Source organism: Pantoea sp. PNT03 (genome assembly GCF_014852515.1).
GTDB classification, from domain to species: domain Bacteria; phylum Pseudomonadota; class Gammaproteobacteria; order Enterobacterales; family Enterobacteriaceae; genus Pantoea; species Pantoea leporis.
In genome coordinates, this window is the sequence record NZ_JACVBT010000006.1 from 165,328 (window position 1) to 182,024 (window position 16,697).

The 16,697-nt window shown below is 55.0% G+C and carries 13 protein-coding genes and 1 tRNA gene; 13 read left to right on the top strand and 1 reads right to left on the bottom strand.

Annotated elements, in window-relative coordinates:
• Positions 1–75: 75 nt before the first annotated feature.
• Entirely contained in the window at positions 76–3,675 is a 3,600-nt protein-coding gene (uca, locus tag IB226_RS20495) for an urea carboxylase (RefSeq protein ID WP_192236863.1), read from the top strand.
• Between the two features lie 247 nt (positions 3,676–3,922).
• Positions 3,923–4,219 (top strand): HTH-type transcriptional regulator, encoded by a 297-nt coding sequence (locus tag IB226_RS20500; RefSeq protein WP_008104629.1) that lies wholly within the window; start codon positions 3,923–3,925, stop codon positions 4,217–4,219.
• A gap of 43 nt (positions 4,220–4,262) precedes the next feature.
• On the opposite strand, the gene IB226_RS20505 is transcribed toward IB226_RS20500, so the two are convergent.
• Positions 4,263–4,856: an HD domain-containing protein gene (locus IB226_RS20505; RefSeq protein WP_110867889.1), complete on the bottom strand. Its 594-nt coding sequence runs from the start codon at positions 4,854–4,856 to the stop codon at positions 4,263–4,265.
• Positions 4,857–4,918: 62 nt separating this feature from the next.
• Between IB226_RS20505 and IB226_RS20510 the strand changes: the two genes are divergently transcribed.
• The 11 genes from IB226_RS20510 (at position 4,919) to bcsQ (ending at position 16,674) form a co-directional block, all read left to right on the top strand.
• Complete coding sequence (locus IB226_RS20510) at positions 4,919–5,383, top strand: MarR family winged helix-turn-helix transcriptional regulator (protein ID WP_101763807.1); 465 nt, start codon at positions 4,919–4,921, stop codon at positions 5,381–5,383.
• A gap of 99 nt (positions 5,384–5,482) precedes the next feature.
• A complete protein-coding gene (locus tag IB226_RS20515; protein ID WP_176972526.1) occupies positions 5,483–5,911 on the top strand; it encodes an organic hydroperoxide resistance protein in 429 nt (142 codons plus the stop codon).
• 269 nt (positions 5,912–6,180) lie between these two features.
• Positions 6,181–7,872 (top strand): kdo(2)-lipid A phosphoethanolamine 7''-transferase, encoded by a 1,692-nt coding sequence (gene eptB / locus IB226_RS20520; protein WP_192236864.1) that lies wholly within the window; start codon positions 6,181–6,183, stop codon positions 7,870–7,872.
• A 104-nt stretch (positions 7,873–7,976) separates the two neighbouring features.
• Positions 7,977–8,053: transfer RNA gene (locus tag IB226_RS20525), tRNA-Pro, on the top strand.
• Positions 8,054–9,010: 957 nt separating this feature from the next.
• Positions 9,011–10,621 (top strand): dipeptide ABC transporter periplasmic-binding protein DppA, encoded by a 1,611-nt coding sequence (gene dppA, locus IB226_RS20530; RefSeq protein WP_101763804.1) that lies wholly within the window; start codon positions 9,011–9,013, stop codon positions 10,619–10,621.
• A gap of 198 nt (positions 10,622–10,819) precedes the next feature.
• Entirely contained in the window at positions 10,820–11,839 is a 1,020-nt protein-coding gene (dppB, locus tag IB226_RS20535) for a dipeptide ABC transporter permease DppB (RefSeq protein ID WP_192236865.1), read from the top strand.
• 9 nt (positions 11,840–11,848) lie between these two features.
• On the top strand, positions 11,849–12,751 hold the full coding sequence (gene dppC / locus IB226_RS20540; RefSeq protein WP_101763802.1) for a dipeptide ABC transporter permease DppC: 903 nt from the start codon (positions 11,849–11,851) through the stop codon (positions 12,749–12,751).
• A gap of 12 nt (positions 12,752–12,763) precedes the next feature.
• Positions 12,764–13,750 carry a dipeptide ABC transporter ATP-binding protein gene (dppD, locus tag IB226_RS20545; RefSeq protein ID WP_008104610.1) on the top strand — a complete coding sequence of 329 codons (987 nt, stop codon included), beginning with the start codon at positions 12,764–12,766 and terminating at the stop codon, positions 13,748–13,750.
• Positions 13,740–14,750: a dipeptide ABC transporter ATP-binding subunit DppF gene (dppF, locus tag IB226_RS20550; protein WP_137384884.1), complete on the top strand. Its 1,011-nt coding sequence runs from the start codon at positions 13,740–13,742 to the stop codon at positions 14,748–14,750. Before dppD ends, dppF begins: the two co-directional genes overlap by 11 nt.
• Positions 14,751–15,223: 473 nt before the next feature.
• Positions 15,224–15,883, top strand: coding sequence for a cellulose biosynthesis protein BcsO (bcsO, locus tag IB226_RS20555; protein ID WP_101763800.1), 660 nt, complete (start codon positions 15,224–15,226; stop codon positions 15,881–15,883).
• Positions 15,874–16,674 carry a cellulose biosynthesis protein BcsQ gene (gene bcsQ / locus IB226_RS20560; RefSeq protein WP_101763799.1) on the top strand — a complete coding sequence of 267 codons (801 nt, stop codon included), beginning with the start codon at positions 15,874–15,876 and terminating at the stop codon, positions 16,672–16,674. Before bcsO ends, bcsQ begins: the two co-directional genes overlap by 10 nt.
• Positions 16,675–16,697 lie beyond the last annotated feature (23 nt).

The window sequence follows — 16,697 nt, forward strand, 5'->3', positions numbered from 1 at the left end:
CTGACGCAACGGGACGACCCGTTTTCTGCCGTCAATGCTACGCAGGACGACCTGCCGCAACGAGAGTATTCAGTCATGATTGATCGCGTATTAATTGCCAACCGTGGCGCGATTGCCGTGCGCATTATTCGAACCCTGCAAGCCATGAATATCCGGGCGATTGCCGTATACGCCGAAGCCGACCGTCATGCGCGCCATGTGCGTCTGGCGGATGAAGCCTGGTCGCTCGGTGAAGGTCAGGTGCGAGACACTTATCTCAATCAGGATAAATTACTGGCGATAGCCGCGCAGAGTGGCGCGCAGGCGCTGCATCCCGGTTACGGTTTTCTCAGTGAAAATCCGGAGTTTGTCACGCGCTGCGAAGCGGCGGGCGTGCATTTTCTTGGGCCGAGCGCCGAGCAGATGGCGGCCTTTGGCCTGAAACACAGCGCGCGTGCGCTGGCTGAACAGAATAACGTGCCGCTGCTGCCGGGCAGCGGCTTACTGGCTTCGCTGGCCGAGGCGCAGCAGATGGCGGCGCAGATTGGCTATCCGGTCATGTTGAAAAGCACCGCGGGCGGCGGCGGCATTGGCATGCAGCGCTGCGACGATGCCGAACAGCTTGACGCGGCATTTACCCGCGTGAAGCGCCTCGCTGGCAACAACTTCGCCGACGATGGCGTGTTTTTAGAGAAGTTTATTGCGCGTGCGCGCCATATCGAAGTGCAGATTTTTGGCGACGGCGCAGGTGAAGTCATCGCGCTCGGCGAGCGTGATTGCTCGGCCCAGCGCCGCAATCAAAAGGTGCTGGAAGAGACGCCCGCACCGGGCTTGAGCGCTGCGGTGCGCGCGCAGTTGCAGGCCACCGCCGTAAGGCTGGCGCGGGCGGTGAACTATCGCAGCGCGGGCACGGTGGAATATGTTTATGACGATGCCAGCCAGCAGTTCTGGTTCCTCGAAGTGAACACGCGCTTGCAGGTGGAACATGGCGTCACCGAAATGGTGTATGGCGTTGATTTGGTGCGCTGGATGGTGGAACTGGCGCAGCAAAAATTGCCGCCGCTGGCCGATTTGCAGCCGGTCGCGCAAGGTCACGCCATTCAGGTACGGCTTTACGCCGAAGATCCGGCTAAGCAGTTCCAGCCCAGCGCGGGATTGCTCAGCCATGTGCAGTTCCCGACTACGATTGAGGGCGCTACGCTGCGCATCGACAGCAGCGTTGAGAGCGGCATGGAGGTTTCGCCATTTTACGATCCGATGCTGGCGAAACTTATCGTGCATGCCGCTGACCGTACCAGCGCGCTAGGCAGCATGGCGCAGGCGCTGTCCGCCACCGAACTGTACGGCATCGAAACCAATTTGCGATGGCTGCGCCAGCTGTGCACGCTGCCGGACGTGCAGCAGGGACGCATCATCACCGCCACGCTCGGCACCCTGCAGTGGCAGCCGCCAACGCTGGATATTCTCAGCGGCGGCACCTTAACCACAGTGCAAGATGCGCCGGGCCGCATCGGTTATTGGCATGTTGGCGTGCCGCCTTCCGGTCCGTTCGACAGCCGCGCGTTCCAGCTGGGTAATCGCCTGTTAGACAATGATGCGCAGGCCGCCGGGCTGGAGATCACCTTGCGTGGCCCGACGCTGCGCTTCAACCAGGCCTGCAGTTTTGTCCTGACCGGCGCGCCGATTGCCGCGCAGCTTGATCAACAAACGATACCGATGCATCAGCGGCTGACGGCGCAGGCCGGGCAAACGCTGACGCTCGGCGAAGTTCGAGACGGCAGCCGCAGCTATCTGCTGCTGGCCGGTGGCCTCGATACGCCGCGCTATCTGGGTAGCCGCAGCACTTTCACCCTCGGCAAATTTGGTGGTCATGCCGGACGCGCGCTGCGCGCCGGTGATGTGCTGCATCTCGCCGCGCCGCAGGTGCTGACAGCGGCCAGCTTGCCGGATAATTTGCTGCCGTCACTGAACGGCAGCTGGCAGCTGCGGGTGATTTACGGTCCGCATGGCGCGCCAACCTTCTTCACCGATGATGACATCGCGGAATTTTTTGCCGCTGAGTGGCAAGTGCACTACAACTCCAGCCGCACCGGCATTCGCCTGATTGGCCCCAAACCGACCTGGGCACGCAGCGATGGCGGCGAAGCGGGCATGCATCCCTCGAACATCCACGACAATGCGTACGCCTTCGGCACCGTGGATTTTACCGGCGATATGCCGGTGATCCTCGGCCCCGATGGCCCATCGCTGGGAGGTTTTGTTTGTCCGGCAACGGTGATCGAAGCCGATCTGTGGAAGCTGGGGCAGCTGAAAGCTGGCGATCGCGTCCAGTTACAACCGATCGAACTTGCCACCGCCGATCAACTGGCGCAGGCGCAGCGTGACGAGATCATCAAACTGCAATCTCAACCGATTACAGTGAACGCGGCGCTGCCCTTAATTGATCCGGTGCTGCACCATCATGCGGCAACGGAGCAACGTCCTTCGCTCAGTATTCGGGCGGCGGGCGACCGTTTTCTGCTGGTGGAATATGGCGATTTACAACTGGATATCGCGTTGCGTTTTCGCGTGCATGCGCTGATGCAATGGTTGGAAGCGCACCCGCTGCCGGGGCAACTGGAATTGACGCCTGGCATCCGCTCGCTACAAATTCATTATGACGCACAAATGTGTGCCAGAAGTGAGCGAGTGGCGCAAATATTGCACGCTGATTTAGCATTGGGTAGCCTGGCCGATGCGGCCGTGCCTGCGCGCACCGTCTGGCTGCCACTTAGCTGGGATGATGCGGCCTGTCGTGAAGCGATTGTGCGCTACGACCAATCCGTCAGACCGAATGCGCCGTGGTGCCCAAGCAATATTGAATTTATTCGCCGCATCAATGGGCTGGATAGCATTGAGTCGGTAAAAGAGATCGTATTTAGCGCCTCTTATTTGGTAATGGGATTGGGCGATGTCTATCTCGGTGCGCCGGTGGCTACGCCACTCGATCCGCGCCATCGCCTGGTGACCACCAAATACAATCCGGCGCGCACCTGGACGGCGGAAAATTCGGTCGGTATCGGCGGCGCTTATATGTGCGTGTATGGCATGGAAGGGCCGGGCGGCTATCAGTTTGTTGGACGCACTATGCAGATGTGGAACCGCGATCGCCCCACAGCTGCGTTTACCCAGCCGTGGTTACTGCGCTTCTTCGATCAAATTCGCTTTTATCCGGTAGATGCCGACGAGTTGCTGCAGATTCGTGAGCGTTTCCCGTGGGGCGATTATCCGCTACGCGTGGAACAGGGTGAATTCCGCCTCGCCGAGTATCAGGCGATGCTGACGCAGCACGCGCAGGAGATTGATGCCTTCCAGCAGCAGCGCCAGCAGGCGTTTGATGAGGAGTTGGCGCGCTGGCGAGCGGAAGGGCAGTTTACCTTCGACAGCCAGCTGCAAGCGCAGAGCAGCGAAGAGAGTGTGGTGCCAGCCGGTTGTCATCCCGTTGAGAGCCAGGTGGCGGGCAGCGTGTGGCAATGGCTGGTGGAGGAAGGCAGTGAAATCAGTGCGGGGGCCACGGTCGGCATTCTCGAATCAATGAAGATGGAAATCCCGATCATCGCGCCCGTCAGTGGAAAAATCCATAGTCTGACGCGGCAACCTGGGCAGCAAGTGCAGGCAGGTCAATTGCTTATGGTGATCGACCCAAAAGTGGCATAAGAAAGAATAAAAAATAATCAGGAATCTGGCAGCAAAGTTGGGGATATGTCCCATACTTAGAAACCCGAACTATTGTTGCATTGCCCTGACATCTTTTGCAGTGCTCAACAGGCTGTGTCCCGCATCGGTTTGATAATAACTATGCGAAACCGCTTCGGGATACAGCCTGATCGTCCGGTTTCAGCGCCTGGTGGCGCTTACCTCTCTACTTTCACGTGCTTCATAGTGAGTTTTTAAGGAGTTCTCTATGGAATTAAAAGATCCCATGGTCGAGTTGCTCAGCAGCCTTGAGCAGATTGTTTTGACACGTGACGCGAAGCCATCCGTATCAGAAATTTCAATCAATCAGACTACAGTTCCCGAGCCGCAGCGTTTGCGCGAGATGACCGGCATGCAGGTTGACGAATTTGCCCGTGTGATGGGTGTTAGCGTTTCGTCAGTGAAAAGCTGGGAGGCGCAACGTACACGTCCTTCCGCTACGGCGCGTAAATTGATGAAGTTGTTGCAGGCCAACCCTTATTTAGGGCGCCAGCTGCTGGAGTAATCCCTTTTTGGGGATGATCCAACCCGCCTTGATGGCGGGTTTTTTAATTTATGGCGCCATACTTTGCTGCCTGTTTAACGAACCAGCTCTCCGGCACGCTGTACGGCGGTTGCGCTAACTGCGCAAGCCCTTGTTTGATGGTCTGCTCTGCCTGCCGCCAAAGATGGCTATCGCCCTGGCGTAACAGCTGAATCTGAATCTGCTTTTCTACCAGATAGACGCGCGCAAAGTCGGCATCGTACTGCACGATGGCGCGGGTGTTGTCGATGATGTCGGCCAGCTTGATGGTTTGCGCTTGGGGCGAGGCATCGGCGGTATGACGAAAATGCGCCAGCTTACGTGCGGCGCGGTTTTTTGCCGCAGGCTGCGCGCTGTCGGTGAGTTGGTCCACCAGTTCCGCCACACGCGGGCCGAAATGGCGTTCGATATCGTCAATGGTGCTGGGCGTGTCTTCTACCGTGTCATGCAGCCAGGCGGCGGCAATCATCTGTTCATCATCGGTAACGCTACGCACTAATTCGGCGACGGCCGCCGGATGCACAATGTAAGGCTCGTCAGTGTATTTGCGACGTTGACCCGCAGCGGCATGCGCCTCAGTGGCATAACGGCGCGCTTGCTCTTCCAGTGAATCTCGCATATTTCACTCTCCCAGAGAAAAGTCGCTTGCAATTATCTAGCGCGCTATTTATATTGAAACCCATGAACAGTAATCAAGATGACAAAAAAGTGAAGCAGGCGCCACTTCAGTTAGATCAGCAGCTCTGCTTTGCACTGTATTCGGCGAATCTCGCGATGCACAAAGTCTATCGCCAGCTGCTATCAAAGCTGGAGATTACCTATCCGCAATATCTGGTGATGCTGGTGCTGTGGAGTCAGGACGATGTGACGGTCTCTGAGATTGGCGAGCAGCTGTTTCTTGATTCAGCCACGCTGACGCCGCTGTTAAAACGTCTGGAGAGCGCGGGTTTATTGCATCGCCAGCGTTCCCGTCAGGATGAGCGTCAGGTTGTGGTAACGCTGACCGATGAAGGTCGTGCGTTGCGTGACAAAGCAGAAAGTATTCCGGAAGCCATTCAGTGCGCAACAGCCTGCGATGACCAGGTGATGGCATCTCTGAAAGCTCAGTTAGACGAGTTGCGCGATAGCCTTTACCGCGCCAATTAATAAACAGGGGAAGTCGCTGTCCCGACAACCCAAAAGATGACGTTCAGGTTTGCGCATAATAAGTAGTGCGCGATTATATAGCGAATTAATGAGGTTATTATGTCTTTAGAAAAAGTTGTTTACACTGCAAAAGCTAAAGCTACCGGCGGTCGTGATGGTCGTGCTACTTCTTCCGACAACGTGCTGGATGTAAAACTGGGCGTGCCAAAAGAGATGGGCGGTGCAGGCGGCGAAGTGACTAACCCAGAGCAGCTGTTTGCTGCAGGTTATTCAGCGTGTTTCCTCGGTGCGATGAAGTTTGTGGCTGGCCGCGACAAGATTACGATGCCGAAAGATGCGTGGATTGAAGGCGAAGTTGGCATTGGCCCAATCCCGAACGGTTTCGGTATTGAAGCCAAACTGAATATTCATCTGCCAGAGATGGATGCAGCTGAAGCGCAGAAGCTGGTGGATGCGGCACACATCGTTTGCCCATACTCAAACGCAACGCGTGGCAATATCGACGTGACGCTGAACATCATCAACTAATTGATGTTATTCACGATAACAGGCTCCTGCGGGAGCCTTTTTCACATCTGAATAAAACGCTAACCGGTTAGATTAGAAAATTTATCTGGTCTTACCATTGGTTAAATGTTCTACTGCTCGGCTTCGCGCCATCGCCCTTTCGCCAGTCGGAATCGTCCCGATCCTGCATCTTGCGTCACGCTTTTACTGCGGTTTAGCGAACTCTGCTGTCTTTAAACAGTCACATAACGGTTGATACAACGACACCAGGTCGGGAATAGAAAATTTTCATGAATTATATTAAAAGTTTAACGCAGCAAAAGCTGTCTCTGCTGCTTGCGTTATATCTCGGTATCTTACTGAATTTACCGATATTTTATCGCCGCTTTGACGGCTTCTTAACGAAATCCAATATCTCTAACTGGCTCTCTGCAGCGGCGGAAGTGATGGCAGCGGTACTGCTGACTTTCTTCCTGATGCGCTTGCTGTCGCTGGGCGGCAAATGGGTTTACCGCATTCTCGCCACACTCACCGTGATCATCTCTGTTGCCGCCGCTTATTACATGGCGTTCTTCAACGTGGTGATTGGCTACGGCATTATCGCCTCGGTGATGACCACCGATATCGATCTCTCTAAAGAAGTGATTGGTCTGCATTTCGTGCTGTGGATGGTGCTGGTGAGTGCGTTGCCGCTGCTGCTTATCTGGCGCAATAAGCTTAGCCAGACACTGATTGAACAACTTAAAACGCCTGGCCAACGTCTTAAGCCGGTAGCCGTTATGCTGCTGAGCGTGGCGCTGGTCTGGCTGCCGATTCGCTATTTCGACAAGCTGCAGAAGGTGAATGAAGAGATCACCAACATCGATTTGCCGAGCTATGGCGGCGTGGTGGCGCACTCGTATCTGCCATCCAACTGGATTGCCGCGCTGGGCCTGTTCGCCTGGACCAAAGTTGATGAAGAGTGGGATGGCCAGAAGTTACTCGATCCGGCAAAAGAGTTTACTTACGTCGCGCCTGCGGGCATCGACGATACCTATATGGTGTTTGTGATTGGCGAAACCACGCGCTGGGATCACATGGGCATGCTCGGCTACGATCGTGATACCACGCCGAAGCTGTCGAAAGAGAAGAACCTGGTCGCGTTCCGTGGTGAATCTTGTGATACCGCCACCAAGCTGTCGCTGCGCTGCATGTTCGTGCGCGAAGGCGGCACCATGGATAATCCGGGCCGCACGTTGAAAGAACAAAATGTTTTCGCCGTGTTGAAAGAGCTGGGCTTCACGTCTGAGCTGTTCGCGATGCAGAGCGAAGTGTGGTTCTACGATAACGCTGACACCAATAACTTCTCGTTCCGCGAGCAGATTGGTTCAGAGAAGCGTAATCAGGGCAAAGCGGTCGATGACATGCTGTTAGTGCCGGAGTTGCAGGCATCGTTACAGCGCTTCCCGAAAGGCAAGCACGTGGTGATTCTGCACACCAAAGGCTCGCATTACCTTTATTCACAACGTTATCCGCGAGACTTCGCGCGCTATCAGCCGGAGTGCATGGGCGTTGATGAGAAGTGCAGTAAAGCGCAGTTGATTAACGCCTACGACAACTCGATTTTGTACGTGGATACCATGCTGGATAGCGTGCTCGATCAGTTGCGAGATAAGAAGGCGATTGTGTTCTACGCCTCCGATCACGGTGAATCAATCAGCGAGAATATGCACTTGCACGGTACGCCGCGCGAGATGGCGCCACCGGAGCAGTTCCGTGTACCGATGATGGTGTGGGCTTCTGATAAGTATCTTGAAGATCCAACCAACCGCAGCAACTTCGAACGTTTACAGGCGCAGCAGCGCGTGGGTAAAACCCATCGCCATGTTGAGCTGTTCGACACCATCATGGGTTGCCTCGGCTACACCTCGCCGGACGGCGGAATTAAAGACGCAAATAATTGGTGTTCAGCACCTGCGGCCGCGCCTGCTAAAGCGCTGTGATTTTTTTGGGGTTGTTGACCGCTGCTTGCTTTCCAGGCGATCAGTTGAGTTTTCAGTAAAAGGCATTGACGCTTTTTTAGCAGCGCAGTAATATGCGCCCCCATCGGCGAGTAGCGCAGCTTGGTAGCGCAACTGGTTTGGGACCAGTGGGTCGGAGGTTCGAATCCTCTCTCGCCGACCATCTTTGAAGAAACCTGCTTTTATAAGCAGGTTTTTTTTCGTCTGTAATTTGTTGGGTCTTGTGCCGATCAGGCTGAAATACAGGGCCGCTCCGTAAAGTCGCCGTGGACACATCCCTGTGGGCTCTGCCGGCGCATCCCTGCGCCGGAAGCTTTACTCCGCGGCCCTGTATTCCATCCTTCTTCAAACTCCTCTGCATTTTTTTAACAGCAAAACAGAAGCCAACCTGGCGATGGGAAGGCGGCTCGTTTAGCAAAGCGTCCGCCGCAGGGATGCGGCGGTCGAGGCTACAGGGACGTATTCACGCCGACTTTGCGTTCGAGCCGCCTTTCCTGAGCAACGCACCGAGCGAATAGCAAAACCCCTAAATATACCCATTCCATCCCCTAAACCAGCAATACTCACCATTATCTCCACTAACTCCCGCGTACCCCACGCCAAATCGAACCCGCGCGCTTAATTCGCGAAACATTCTTCTTATGACCGGTTTATGCATCATGCTGATTTCTTATGCCATTTCCCTAGCACATTCCGCTGCCTGAACGTCATAACGCACGCAGAATCGTTCAGATATTCAACATTTACCAATAAGTTTTGTGTGTTTTTTAGCGGTGATAATCACTGCTATTTGACTACATAGCCAGATAATCACGCGGCATTGAGCGCTTTATCACCTTTTTTAATTTTGGCTTAGGCTGTGAAGGGTGTTTTTTATCGTTGCTTGCACTTAGTCACACTCTATGTAAATAACCCCACACTGTATTGACGTTCATTGCAACTGTTGACAAATTGATGCGTCAATAAAATGTAGAGAAGGACGTGTCTGACAGATTCCACGGTGCCAGCACAAAAAAATAACCGCTCACATTTTGCTTACTCTTAATTGACCTGCCCGAACCGCATAAAAAAATCAGAGGTCGGGCGACGCACACAACATCACATCACAATGGAGCAAAACATGATCAACTCCCTGGCTAAATCCAGGATGCTGAAGGTCGGTCTCAGCCTGATTGCTATGACCGTTGCCGCTGGTGTCCAGGCGAAAACCCTCGTTTATTGTTCAGAAGGTTCGCCGGAAGGCTTCAACCCGCAGCTCTTCACATCGGGCACCACCTACGACGCAAGCTCGGTACCGATCTACAACCGACTGGTTGAGTTCAAAACCGGTACCACCGAGCTGCAGCCAGGTCTGGCAGAAAAATGGGATGTCAGCGCGGACGGTAAAACTTATACCTTCCACCTGCGTCAGGGCGTGAAGTGGCAAACCACCAAAGACTTCAAGCCAACCCGCACCTTCAATGCTGATGACGTCGTGTTCTCCTTCGAGCGTCAGCTCGACAAAAACAACAAATATCACGGTGTTTCTGGCGGCAGCTACGAATACTTCGAAGGCATGGACATGCCTAAGCTGATCGCCAAAATCGAAAAAGTTGACGATTACACCGTACGCTTCACGCTGACGCGTCCTGAAGCGCCGTTCATTGCTGACCTCGGCATGGACTTCGCCTCAATCATTTCTAAAGAATATGCCGACAACATGCTGAAAGCGGGCACGCCTGAGAAGCTGGACCTCAATCCAGTGGGCACCGGTCCGTTTGTACTGCAGCAGTATCAGAAAGACTCGCGCATTCTGTATAAAGCTAACCCAGACTTCTGGGGCACCAAGCCGAAGATTGATCGCTTAGTGTTCTCCATCACGCCAGACGCCTCTGTGCGTTATGCGAAACTGCAGAAAGGCGAGTGCCAGGTCATGCCGTACCCGAACCCGGCCGACATCGCCAGCATGAAGAAAGACGACAAAATTAATCTGATGGAGCAGCCTGGTTTGAACGTCGGTTACCTGTCGTTCAACACCGAGAAAAAGCCGCTGGATAACGTGAAGGTGCGTCAGGCACTGACCATGGCGGTGAACAAACAAGCCATCATTGATGCCGTTTATCAGGGCGCTGGCCAGGCCGCGAAAAACCTGATCCCACCAACCATGTGGGGCTACAACGACGACATCAAAGATTACGCTTACGATCCTGAGAAAGCCAAAGCGCTGCTGAAAGAAGCAGGTATGGCTGATGGTTTCTCCATCGACCTGTGGGCAATGCCGGTTCAGCGTCCATACAACCCGAACGCACGTCGCATGGCGGAAATGGTTCAGGCTGACTGGGCGAAAATTGGCGTGAAAGCCAAAATCGTCACCTTCGAATGGGGCGAGTACCTGAAGCGCGCGAAAGCCGGTGAACACCAGACCGTGATGATGGGCTGGACCGGTGATAATGGGGATCCGGATAACTTCTTCGCCACGCTGTTCAGTTGTGCAGCGGCGAAAGACGGTTCTAACTACTCACGTTGGTGCTACAAGCCGTTTGAAGATCTGATTCAGCCAGCCCGTGCTGAAGCCGATCACAACAAACGTATTGAACTGTACAAACAGGCTCAGGTAGTGATGCATGACCAGGCTCCAGCGCTGATCATCGCTCACTCAACCGTCTACGAGCCAGTGAGTAAGAAAGTCTCTGGTTATGTGGTTGATCCATTAGGTAAACATCACTTCGAAAACGTCGATATCCAGGAATAACCTTTCGGATTATCGCGGTCAGGGCCAGCATTGCTGGCCCTCGGGCGGCACCTTCGCCGCCCGTATTCCGCTCTTTTTTTCCGGCAAATTCTACTAATGAAGCGCTTCTTGCGTCGCGTCCGCCTTTGGCTGGCTGCGAGTGTTGAGCAATGTTGTCCCCGGCGGTAACGCTGTGGGAAATGTCAGAGAACCAGGCTTATGCTGCAATTCATACTCCGACGTTTGGGCCTTGTCATCCCAACGTTCATCGGTATCACGTTATTGACCTTCGCGTTTGTCCACTTGATCCCCGGCGATCCGGTACTGATCATGGCTGGCGAACGCGGTATCTCTCCTGAACGTCACGCACAATTGATGGCGCAGTTTGGCCTCGATCAGCCGATGTGGAAGCAATACATCACCTACATCAACGGCGTCTTACACGGTGACCTCGGCATCTCGCTGAAAAGCCGCATCCCGGTTTGGGACGAATTCGTACCACGCTTCAAAGCCACGCTGGAACTGGGCATCTGCGCCATGTTGTTCGCGGTAGCTGTCGGCATTCCGGTCGGCGTGCTGGCCGCGGTAAAACGCGGCTCGATCTTCGATCACACCGCCGTGGGCATTTCGCTCACCGGTTACTCGATGCCGATTTTCTGGTGGGGCATCATGCTGATCATGCTGGTCTCGGTGCAGTGGAACCTCACGCCGGTCTCCGGGCGCGTCAGCGACACCATCTTCCTCGACGACAGTCATCCGCTCACCGGCTTTATGCTGATTGATACGCTGCTGTGGGGCGAAGAGGGCGATTTTAAAGATGCGGTGATGCACATGATTCTGCCGGCCATCGTGCTCGGCACCATTCCGCTGGCGGTGATCGTGCGTATGACGCGCTCCTCGATGCTGGAAGTGCTGGGTGAAGATTACATCCGCACCGCGCGCGCCAAAGGGCTGACGCGTATGCGTGTGATTGTGGTGCATGCGCTGCGTAACGCCATGCTGCCAGTCGTCACCGTGATTGGTTTGCAGGTTGGTACGCTGCTGGCCGGTGCGATTCTGACCGAAACCATCTTCTCGTGGCCGGGACTCGGTCGCTGGCTGATCGAAGCGCTGCAACGCCGTGACTATCCGGTGGTGCAGGGTGGCGTGTTGCTGGTGGCGATTCTGATCATCGTGGTCAACCTGCTGGTTGATCTGTTGTACGGCGTGGTCAATCCACGTATCCGTCATAAGAAATAAGGGGGAATCATGTCTGCTGTTGATCCCGCAAGCGTAACTGCTGCACCCAAGCCGATGACCCCGTTGCAGGAATTCTGGCACTACTTCAGGCGTAACAAAGGCGCGGTTATCGGCCTGATTTACATCGTTCTGATGCTGTTAATCGCTATCTTTGCTGATGTGCTGGCACCGCACGCACCGGCTGAGCAATTCCGTGATGCCTTGCTGCATCCGCCGGTTTGGCAGGAAGGCGGCAGCTGGAGCTACATCCTCGGTACCGATGACGTGGGCCGCGATGTGCTGTCGCGCCTGATGTACGGCGCGCGCCTGTCGCTGCTGGTTGGCTGCATGGTCGTCGTGCTGTCGCTGATTCTCGGCGTGATATTTGGCCTGATGGCTGGCTACCTTGGCGGCGTGGTTGACGCCATCATTATGCGTGTGGTCGATATCATGCTGGCGCTGCCAAGCCTGCTGCTGGCATTGGTGCTGGTGGCAATCTTCGGTCCGTCGATCGTTAATGCCTCGCTGGCGATTACCTTCGTCGCCTTGCCGCACTATATCCGTCTGACGCGTGCTGCGGTGCTGGTTGAAGTTAACCGCGACTACGTTACCGCCTCAAGCGTGGCGGGTGCCGGTACGCTGCGCCAGATGTTCATCAATATTCTGCCTAACTGCCTGGCACCGCTGATCGTGCAGGCATCATTAGGTTTCTCCAACGCCATCCTCGATATGGCGGCGTTGGGCTTTCTCGGTATGGGGGCGCAGCCGCCAACGCCGGAGTGGGGCACCATGCTCTCCGACGTGTTGCAGTATGCGCAAAGTGCCTGGTGGGTGGTGACATTCCCTGGAGTGACCATTCTGCTAACGGTTCTGGCATTCAACCTCATGGGCGATGGTTTGCGTGATGCACTCGACCCGAAACTCAAGCAGTAAAGAGGCACCGAGATGGCATTATTAAATGTAGACAAATTATCGGTGCATTTCGGCGACGAAAAAACACCGTTCCGTGCGGTTGACCGCATCAGCTATCAGGTCGAGCAAGGCCAGGTAGTCGGCATCGTCGGGGAATCCGGTTCCGGTAAATCGGTCAGTTCGCTGGCGATTATGGGCCTGATCGATTATCCCGGCCGCGTGATGGCCGAGAAACTGGAATTCAATCAGCGCGACCTGCAGAAAATTTCCGAAAAAGAGCGTCGCCAGTTGGTGGGCGCCGAAGTAGCGATGATCTTCCAGGACCCGATGACCAGCCTCAACCCTTGCTACACCGTGGGTTTCCAGATCATGGAAGCGCTGAAGGTGCATCAGGGCGGCAGCAAACGTACCCGTCGTCAGCGTGCGATTGATCTGCTCGATCAGGTGGGCATTCCCGACCCGGCATCGCGTCTGGATGTCTATCCGCACCAGCTATCGGGCGGGATGAGCCAGCGCGTGATGATCGCGATGGCGATTGCCTGCAAACCGAAGCTGCTGATCGCCGATGAGCCGACCACCGCGCTCGACGTGACCATTCAGGCGCAAATCATCGAACTGCTGCTGGAGTTGCAGAAGCAGGAGAATATGGCGCTGATCCTGATTACCCACGATCTGGCGCTGGTGGCCGAAGCGGCTCAGCACATCATCGTGATGTATGCCGGACAAGTGGTGGAGAGCGGTAAAGCAGTGGATATCTTCAAAGCGCCGCGTCATCCCTACACGCAAGCCTTGCTGCGCGCGCTGCCGGAGTTTGCTGCCGATAAAGCGCGTCTGGCCTCGCTGCCTGGCGTAGTGCCGGGTAAATACGATCGCCCAACCGGCTGCCTGTTAAATCCGCGCTGCCCGTATGTGACCGATCGCTGCCGCCGCGAAGAGCCGGAGCTGCGCGACATTCCTGGCCGCCAGGCCAAATGTCACTTCCCACTGGATGATGCCGGGAGACCGACTTATGAGTCTTGATAACGATAAGCAGGATTACCTGCTGCAGGCGATTGACCTGAAAAAACACTACCCGGTGAAGAAAGGTCTGTTTGGCCAGGAACGTCTGGTCAAAGCGCTGGATGGCGTCTCGTTCAACCTCGAACGCGGCAAAACGCTGGCGGTGGTCGGCGAGTCTGGCTGTGGTAAATCCACGCTGGGCCGCTTGCTGACGATGATTGAAACGCCGACCGAAGGCCAGCTGTTCTGGCACGGTCAGGATCTGTTGAAACACGATCCGCAGGCGCAGAAACTGCGTCGCCAGAAAATTCAGATCGTGTTCCAGAACCCGTATGGCTCGCTCAATCCGCGTAAGAAAATCAGCCAAATTCTGGAAGAGCCGCTGGTGATCAACACCTCGCTGACCAAAGCGGAGCGCAAGGAAAAAACGCTGGAGATGATGGCGAAGGTTGGCCTGAAAACCGAGCATTACGATCGCTATCCGCACATGTTCTCGGGCGGCCAGCGTCAGCGTATCGCTATCGCGCGTGGTTTGATGCTCGATCCTGATGTGCTGATCGCCGATGAGCCGGTCTCGGCGCTCGACGTGTCGGTGCGAGCGCAGGTGTTGAATCTGATGATGGATTTGCAGCAGGATTTAGGTTTGTCCTACGTCTTCATCTCGCACGATCTCTCCGTGGTGGAACACATCGCCGATGAGGTGATGGTGATGTATCTCGGCCGCTGCGTTGAGAAGGGCAGCAAGGAGGCGATCTTCAGCAATCCGCGTCATCCTTACACGCAGGCACTGCTGTCGGCGACACCACGCCTCAACCCGGACGATCGCCGCGAGCGCATCAAACTGACGGGCGAGTTGCCAAGCCCGCTCAATCCGCCGCCGGGCTGTGCGTTTAACGCGCGCTGCCGTCGTCGTTTTGGCACCTGCGTTCAGCTGCAGCCAAAACTGAAGCAATATGGCGATCAGCAAATCGCCTGCTTCGCGGTTGATCAGGATGAAAATCAGCCGGTAGGCGTGTCATAAATTACTGCCATAAATGAATCAAGGCTCCTGCGGGAGCCTTTCTTTTTGCTGATTAATACATGAGATAAATTAACGACAAAAAGGGTTACTGCTAAAGCCCTGACAAAAGCATTACGCCACTGCATCTGTGAACAATTGGTCCTGATTAAGATATATAGCGTAAAGGCAAATTCCTATTTTCATCATCATTGTGTGAGCAATGTCACTGCAGAATAAAATCCATAACTTGCAGCGCAGTAGAGGTTTTTCAGTAGCTTAGGTTAAAATCCCCTGCGTGATTATTTCTGTTAATTGATACTAATTAATCTCCGTCCATAAATAACTGCATGCTTTTTGCATTCCCGCTTTTTCAATCTTAAAGATAGAATTATTTTATTGAATGCGCTGTTTTAGTAATCAGATTTGTCTCACCGTCTTTTAATGTGTGTGATATATTCGCGGAAAATTCCCTCCCGCTTTTACAGGCTCTGATCATGAAGAATTACGACGATCTGCAGCGTTTTAAAGAGAAAACGCAGACGCTTGACATCGCTTTTAAGGATATGTCCGGTCAATCGCAGGAAGCCGATCAAAGTCAGTGGGCGTTACTGCGTCAATTGACCACCGAACAAGAGCCTGAATTAGGCAGCGGTCAGCGCATTGATATGCCGCAACCACAGCCGATTCGCGGGGATGAATTCAGCGCACCGCCGGAACCGGCTCAGGCTGCACCAGCCAGCCCGACGCGCGCATCGATTCTCGATAGCCTGAACGCACCTGCCGCCGCGCAACCGGAGAGCGGCTCATCGCTGTTTCCGCCCGCGCCGTCGGTTAAGCCGCTCTCCTCTGCGACGCCATTAGCGCCGAAAGCCACGCTGGTCGAGCGCCAGGCGACAACCTCACTGTTTCCACCAGCAAAACCTGCCGCCGCGCCAGCCGCTCAGCCTGCTGCTGTTGCCGCACCGGCAGCTCCCGCGCCAATCGCGCCAGTGCCTGTGCCAACCCTGGCCGCTGCGGTTGAACCGGCACGTCCGGCTGCGCCGGCCCCGTCTCGCTTTGGTGCGCTGTTCCGCTCGCGTCCAGCCGAGCCGGCTAACCTGTCAAAAGAAACACCGTTAAAACCGCTACTGGAGAAGATTGCGCTATGCCGTTAGTTTGTGTGTGCTCGCCAAAAGGGGGAGTAGGGAAAACCACCATGGCGGCCAACCTTGCGTGGAGTCTGGCTCGCGCTGGCAGCAAGGTATTGGCAATCGATTTCGATGTTCAGAACGCCTTGCGCCTGCATTTCGGTGTACCGCTGAATGATGGTCGCGGCTTTGTGGCACGTTCTGAAGATCAGGCTGACTGGAGCCAATCGATTCTGACCACCGGCGGCAATATTTTCGTCATGCCGTATGGCGAGGTGAGCGAAGAGCAGCGTGAACGCTTTGAAGAGAACCTGGTAAAAGATCCGCATTTCCTGAAGCGCGGGCTGGATACGGTGCTGAATTATCCGGGACTGGTGATTATCGCCGATTTTCCCCCCGGTCCGGGTCCGGCGCTTAAAGCAATGCAGGCACTTGCCGATATGCATTTAGTGGTGATGTTAGCGGATACCGCATCGGTCTCGTTGCTGCCGCAAATAGAAAATGACCGCATGATCGGTCGGCCGCTGAATAATAAACGTGGTCACTATTTTGTCCTTAACCAGAGCGATAACCGCCGCAATATTAGCCGTGAAGTCACCGCTTTTATGCAGCAGCGGTTGGGTGAGAACTTATTAGGCGTGGTTCATCGTGATGAAAGCGTCGCGGAAGCCAATGCCTCGCAACAATCGGTTTATGATTTCAGCCCAGCGTCTGCAGCTGCGTTTGATATCGAATTAGTGGCAAAACGCGTAGCCAATATCCTGGATATCACCGTGGGTAACGGCGAAGTTCAGGCACCTTTTCGCAGCCACTATTAATAATGAGGCCGACTCCGGCCACA

Coding starts and splice junctions, on each gene's coding strand:
- uca (WP_192236863.1), top strand. CDS start 76: ATGATTGATCGCGTATTAATTGCCAACCGTGGCGCGATTGCCGTGCGC.
- IB226_RS20500 (WP_008104629.1), top strand. CDS start 3,923: ATGGAATTAAAAGATCCCATGGTCGAGTTGCTCAGCAGCCTTGAGCAG.
- IB226_RS20505 (WP_110867889.1), bottom strand. CDS start 4,856: ATGCGAGATTCACTGGAAGAGCAAGCGCGCCGTTATGCCACTGAGGCG.
- IB226_RS20510 (WP_101763807.1), top strand. CDS start 4,919: ATGAACAGTAATCAAGATGACAAAAAAGTGAAGCAGGCGCCACTTCAG.
- IB226_RS20515 (WP_176972526.1), top strand. CDS start 5,483: ATGTCTTTAGAAAAAGTTGTTTACACTGCAAAAGCTAAAGCTACCGGC.
- eptB (WP_192236864.1), top strand. CDS start 6,181: ATGAATTATATTAAAAGTTTAACGCAGCAAAAGCTGTCTCTGCTGCTT.
- dppA (WP_101763804.1), top strand. CDS start 9,011: ATGATCAACTCCCTGGCTAAATCCAGGATGCTGAAGGTCGGTCTCAGC.
- dppB (WP_192236865.1), top strand. CDS start 10,820: ATGCTGCAATTCATACTCCGACGTTTGGGCCTTGTCATCCCAACGTTC.
- dppC (WP_101763802.1), top strand. CDS start 11,849: ATGTCTGCTGTTGATCCCGCAAGCGTAACTGCTGCACCCAAGCCGATG.
- dppD (WP_008104610.1), top strand. CDS start 12,764: ATGGCATTATTAAATGTAGACAAATTATCGGTGCATTTCGGCGACGAA.
- dppF (WP_137384884.1), top strand. CDS start 13,740: ATGAGTCTTGATAACGATAAGCAGGATTACCTGCTGCAGGCGATTGAC.
- bcsO (WP_101763800.1), top strand. CDS start 15,224: ATGAAGAATTACGACGATCTGCAGCGTTTTAAAGAGAAAACGCAGACG.
- bcsQ (WP_101763799.1), top strand. CDS start 15,874: ATGCCGTTAGTTTGTGTGTGCTCGCCAAAAGGGGGAGTAGGGAAAACC.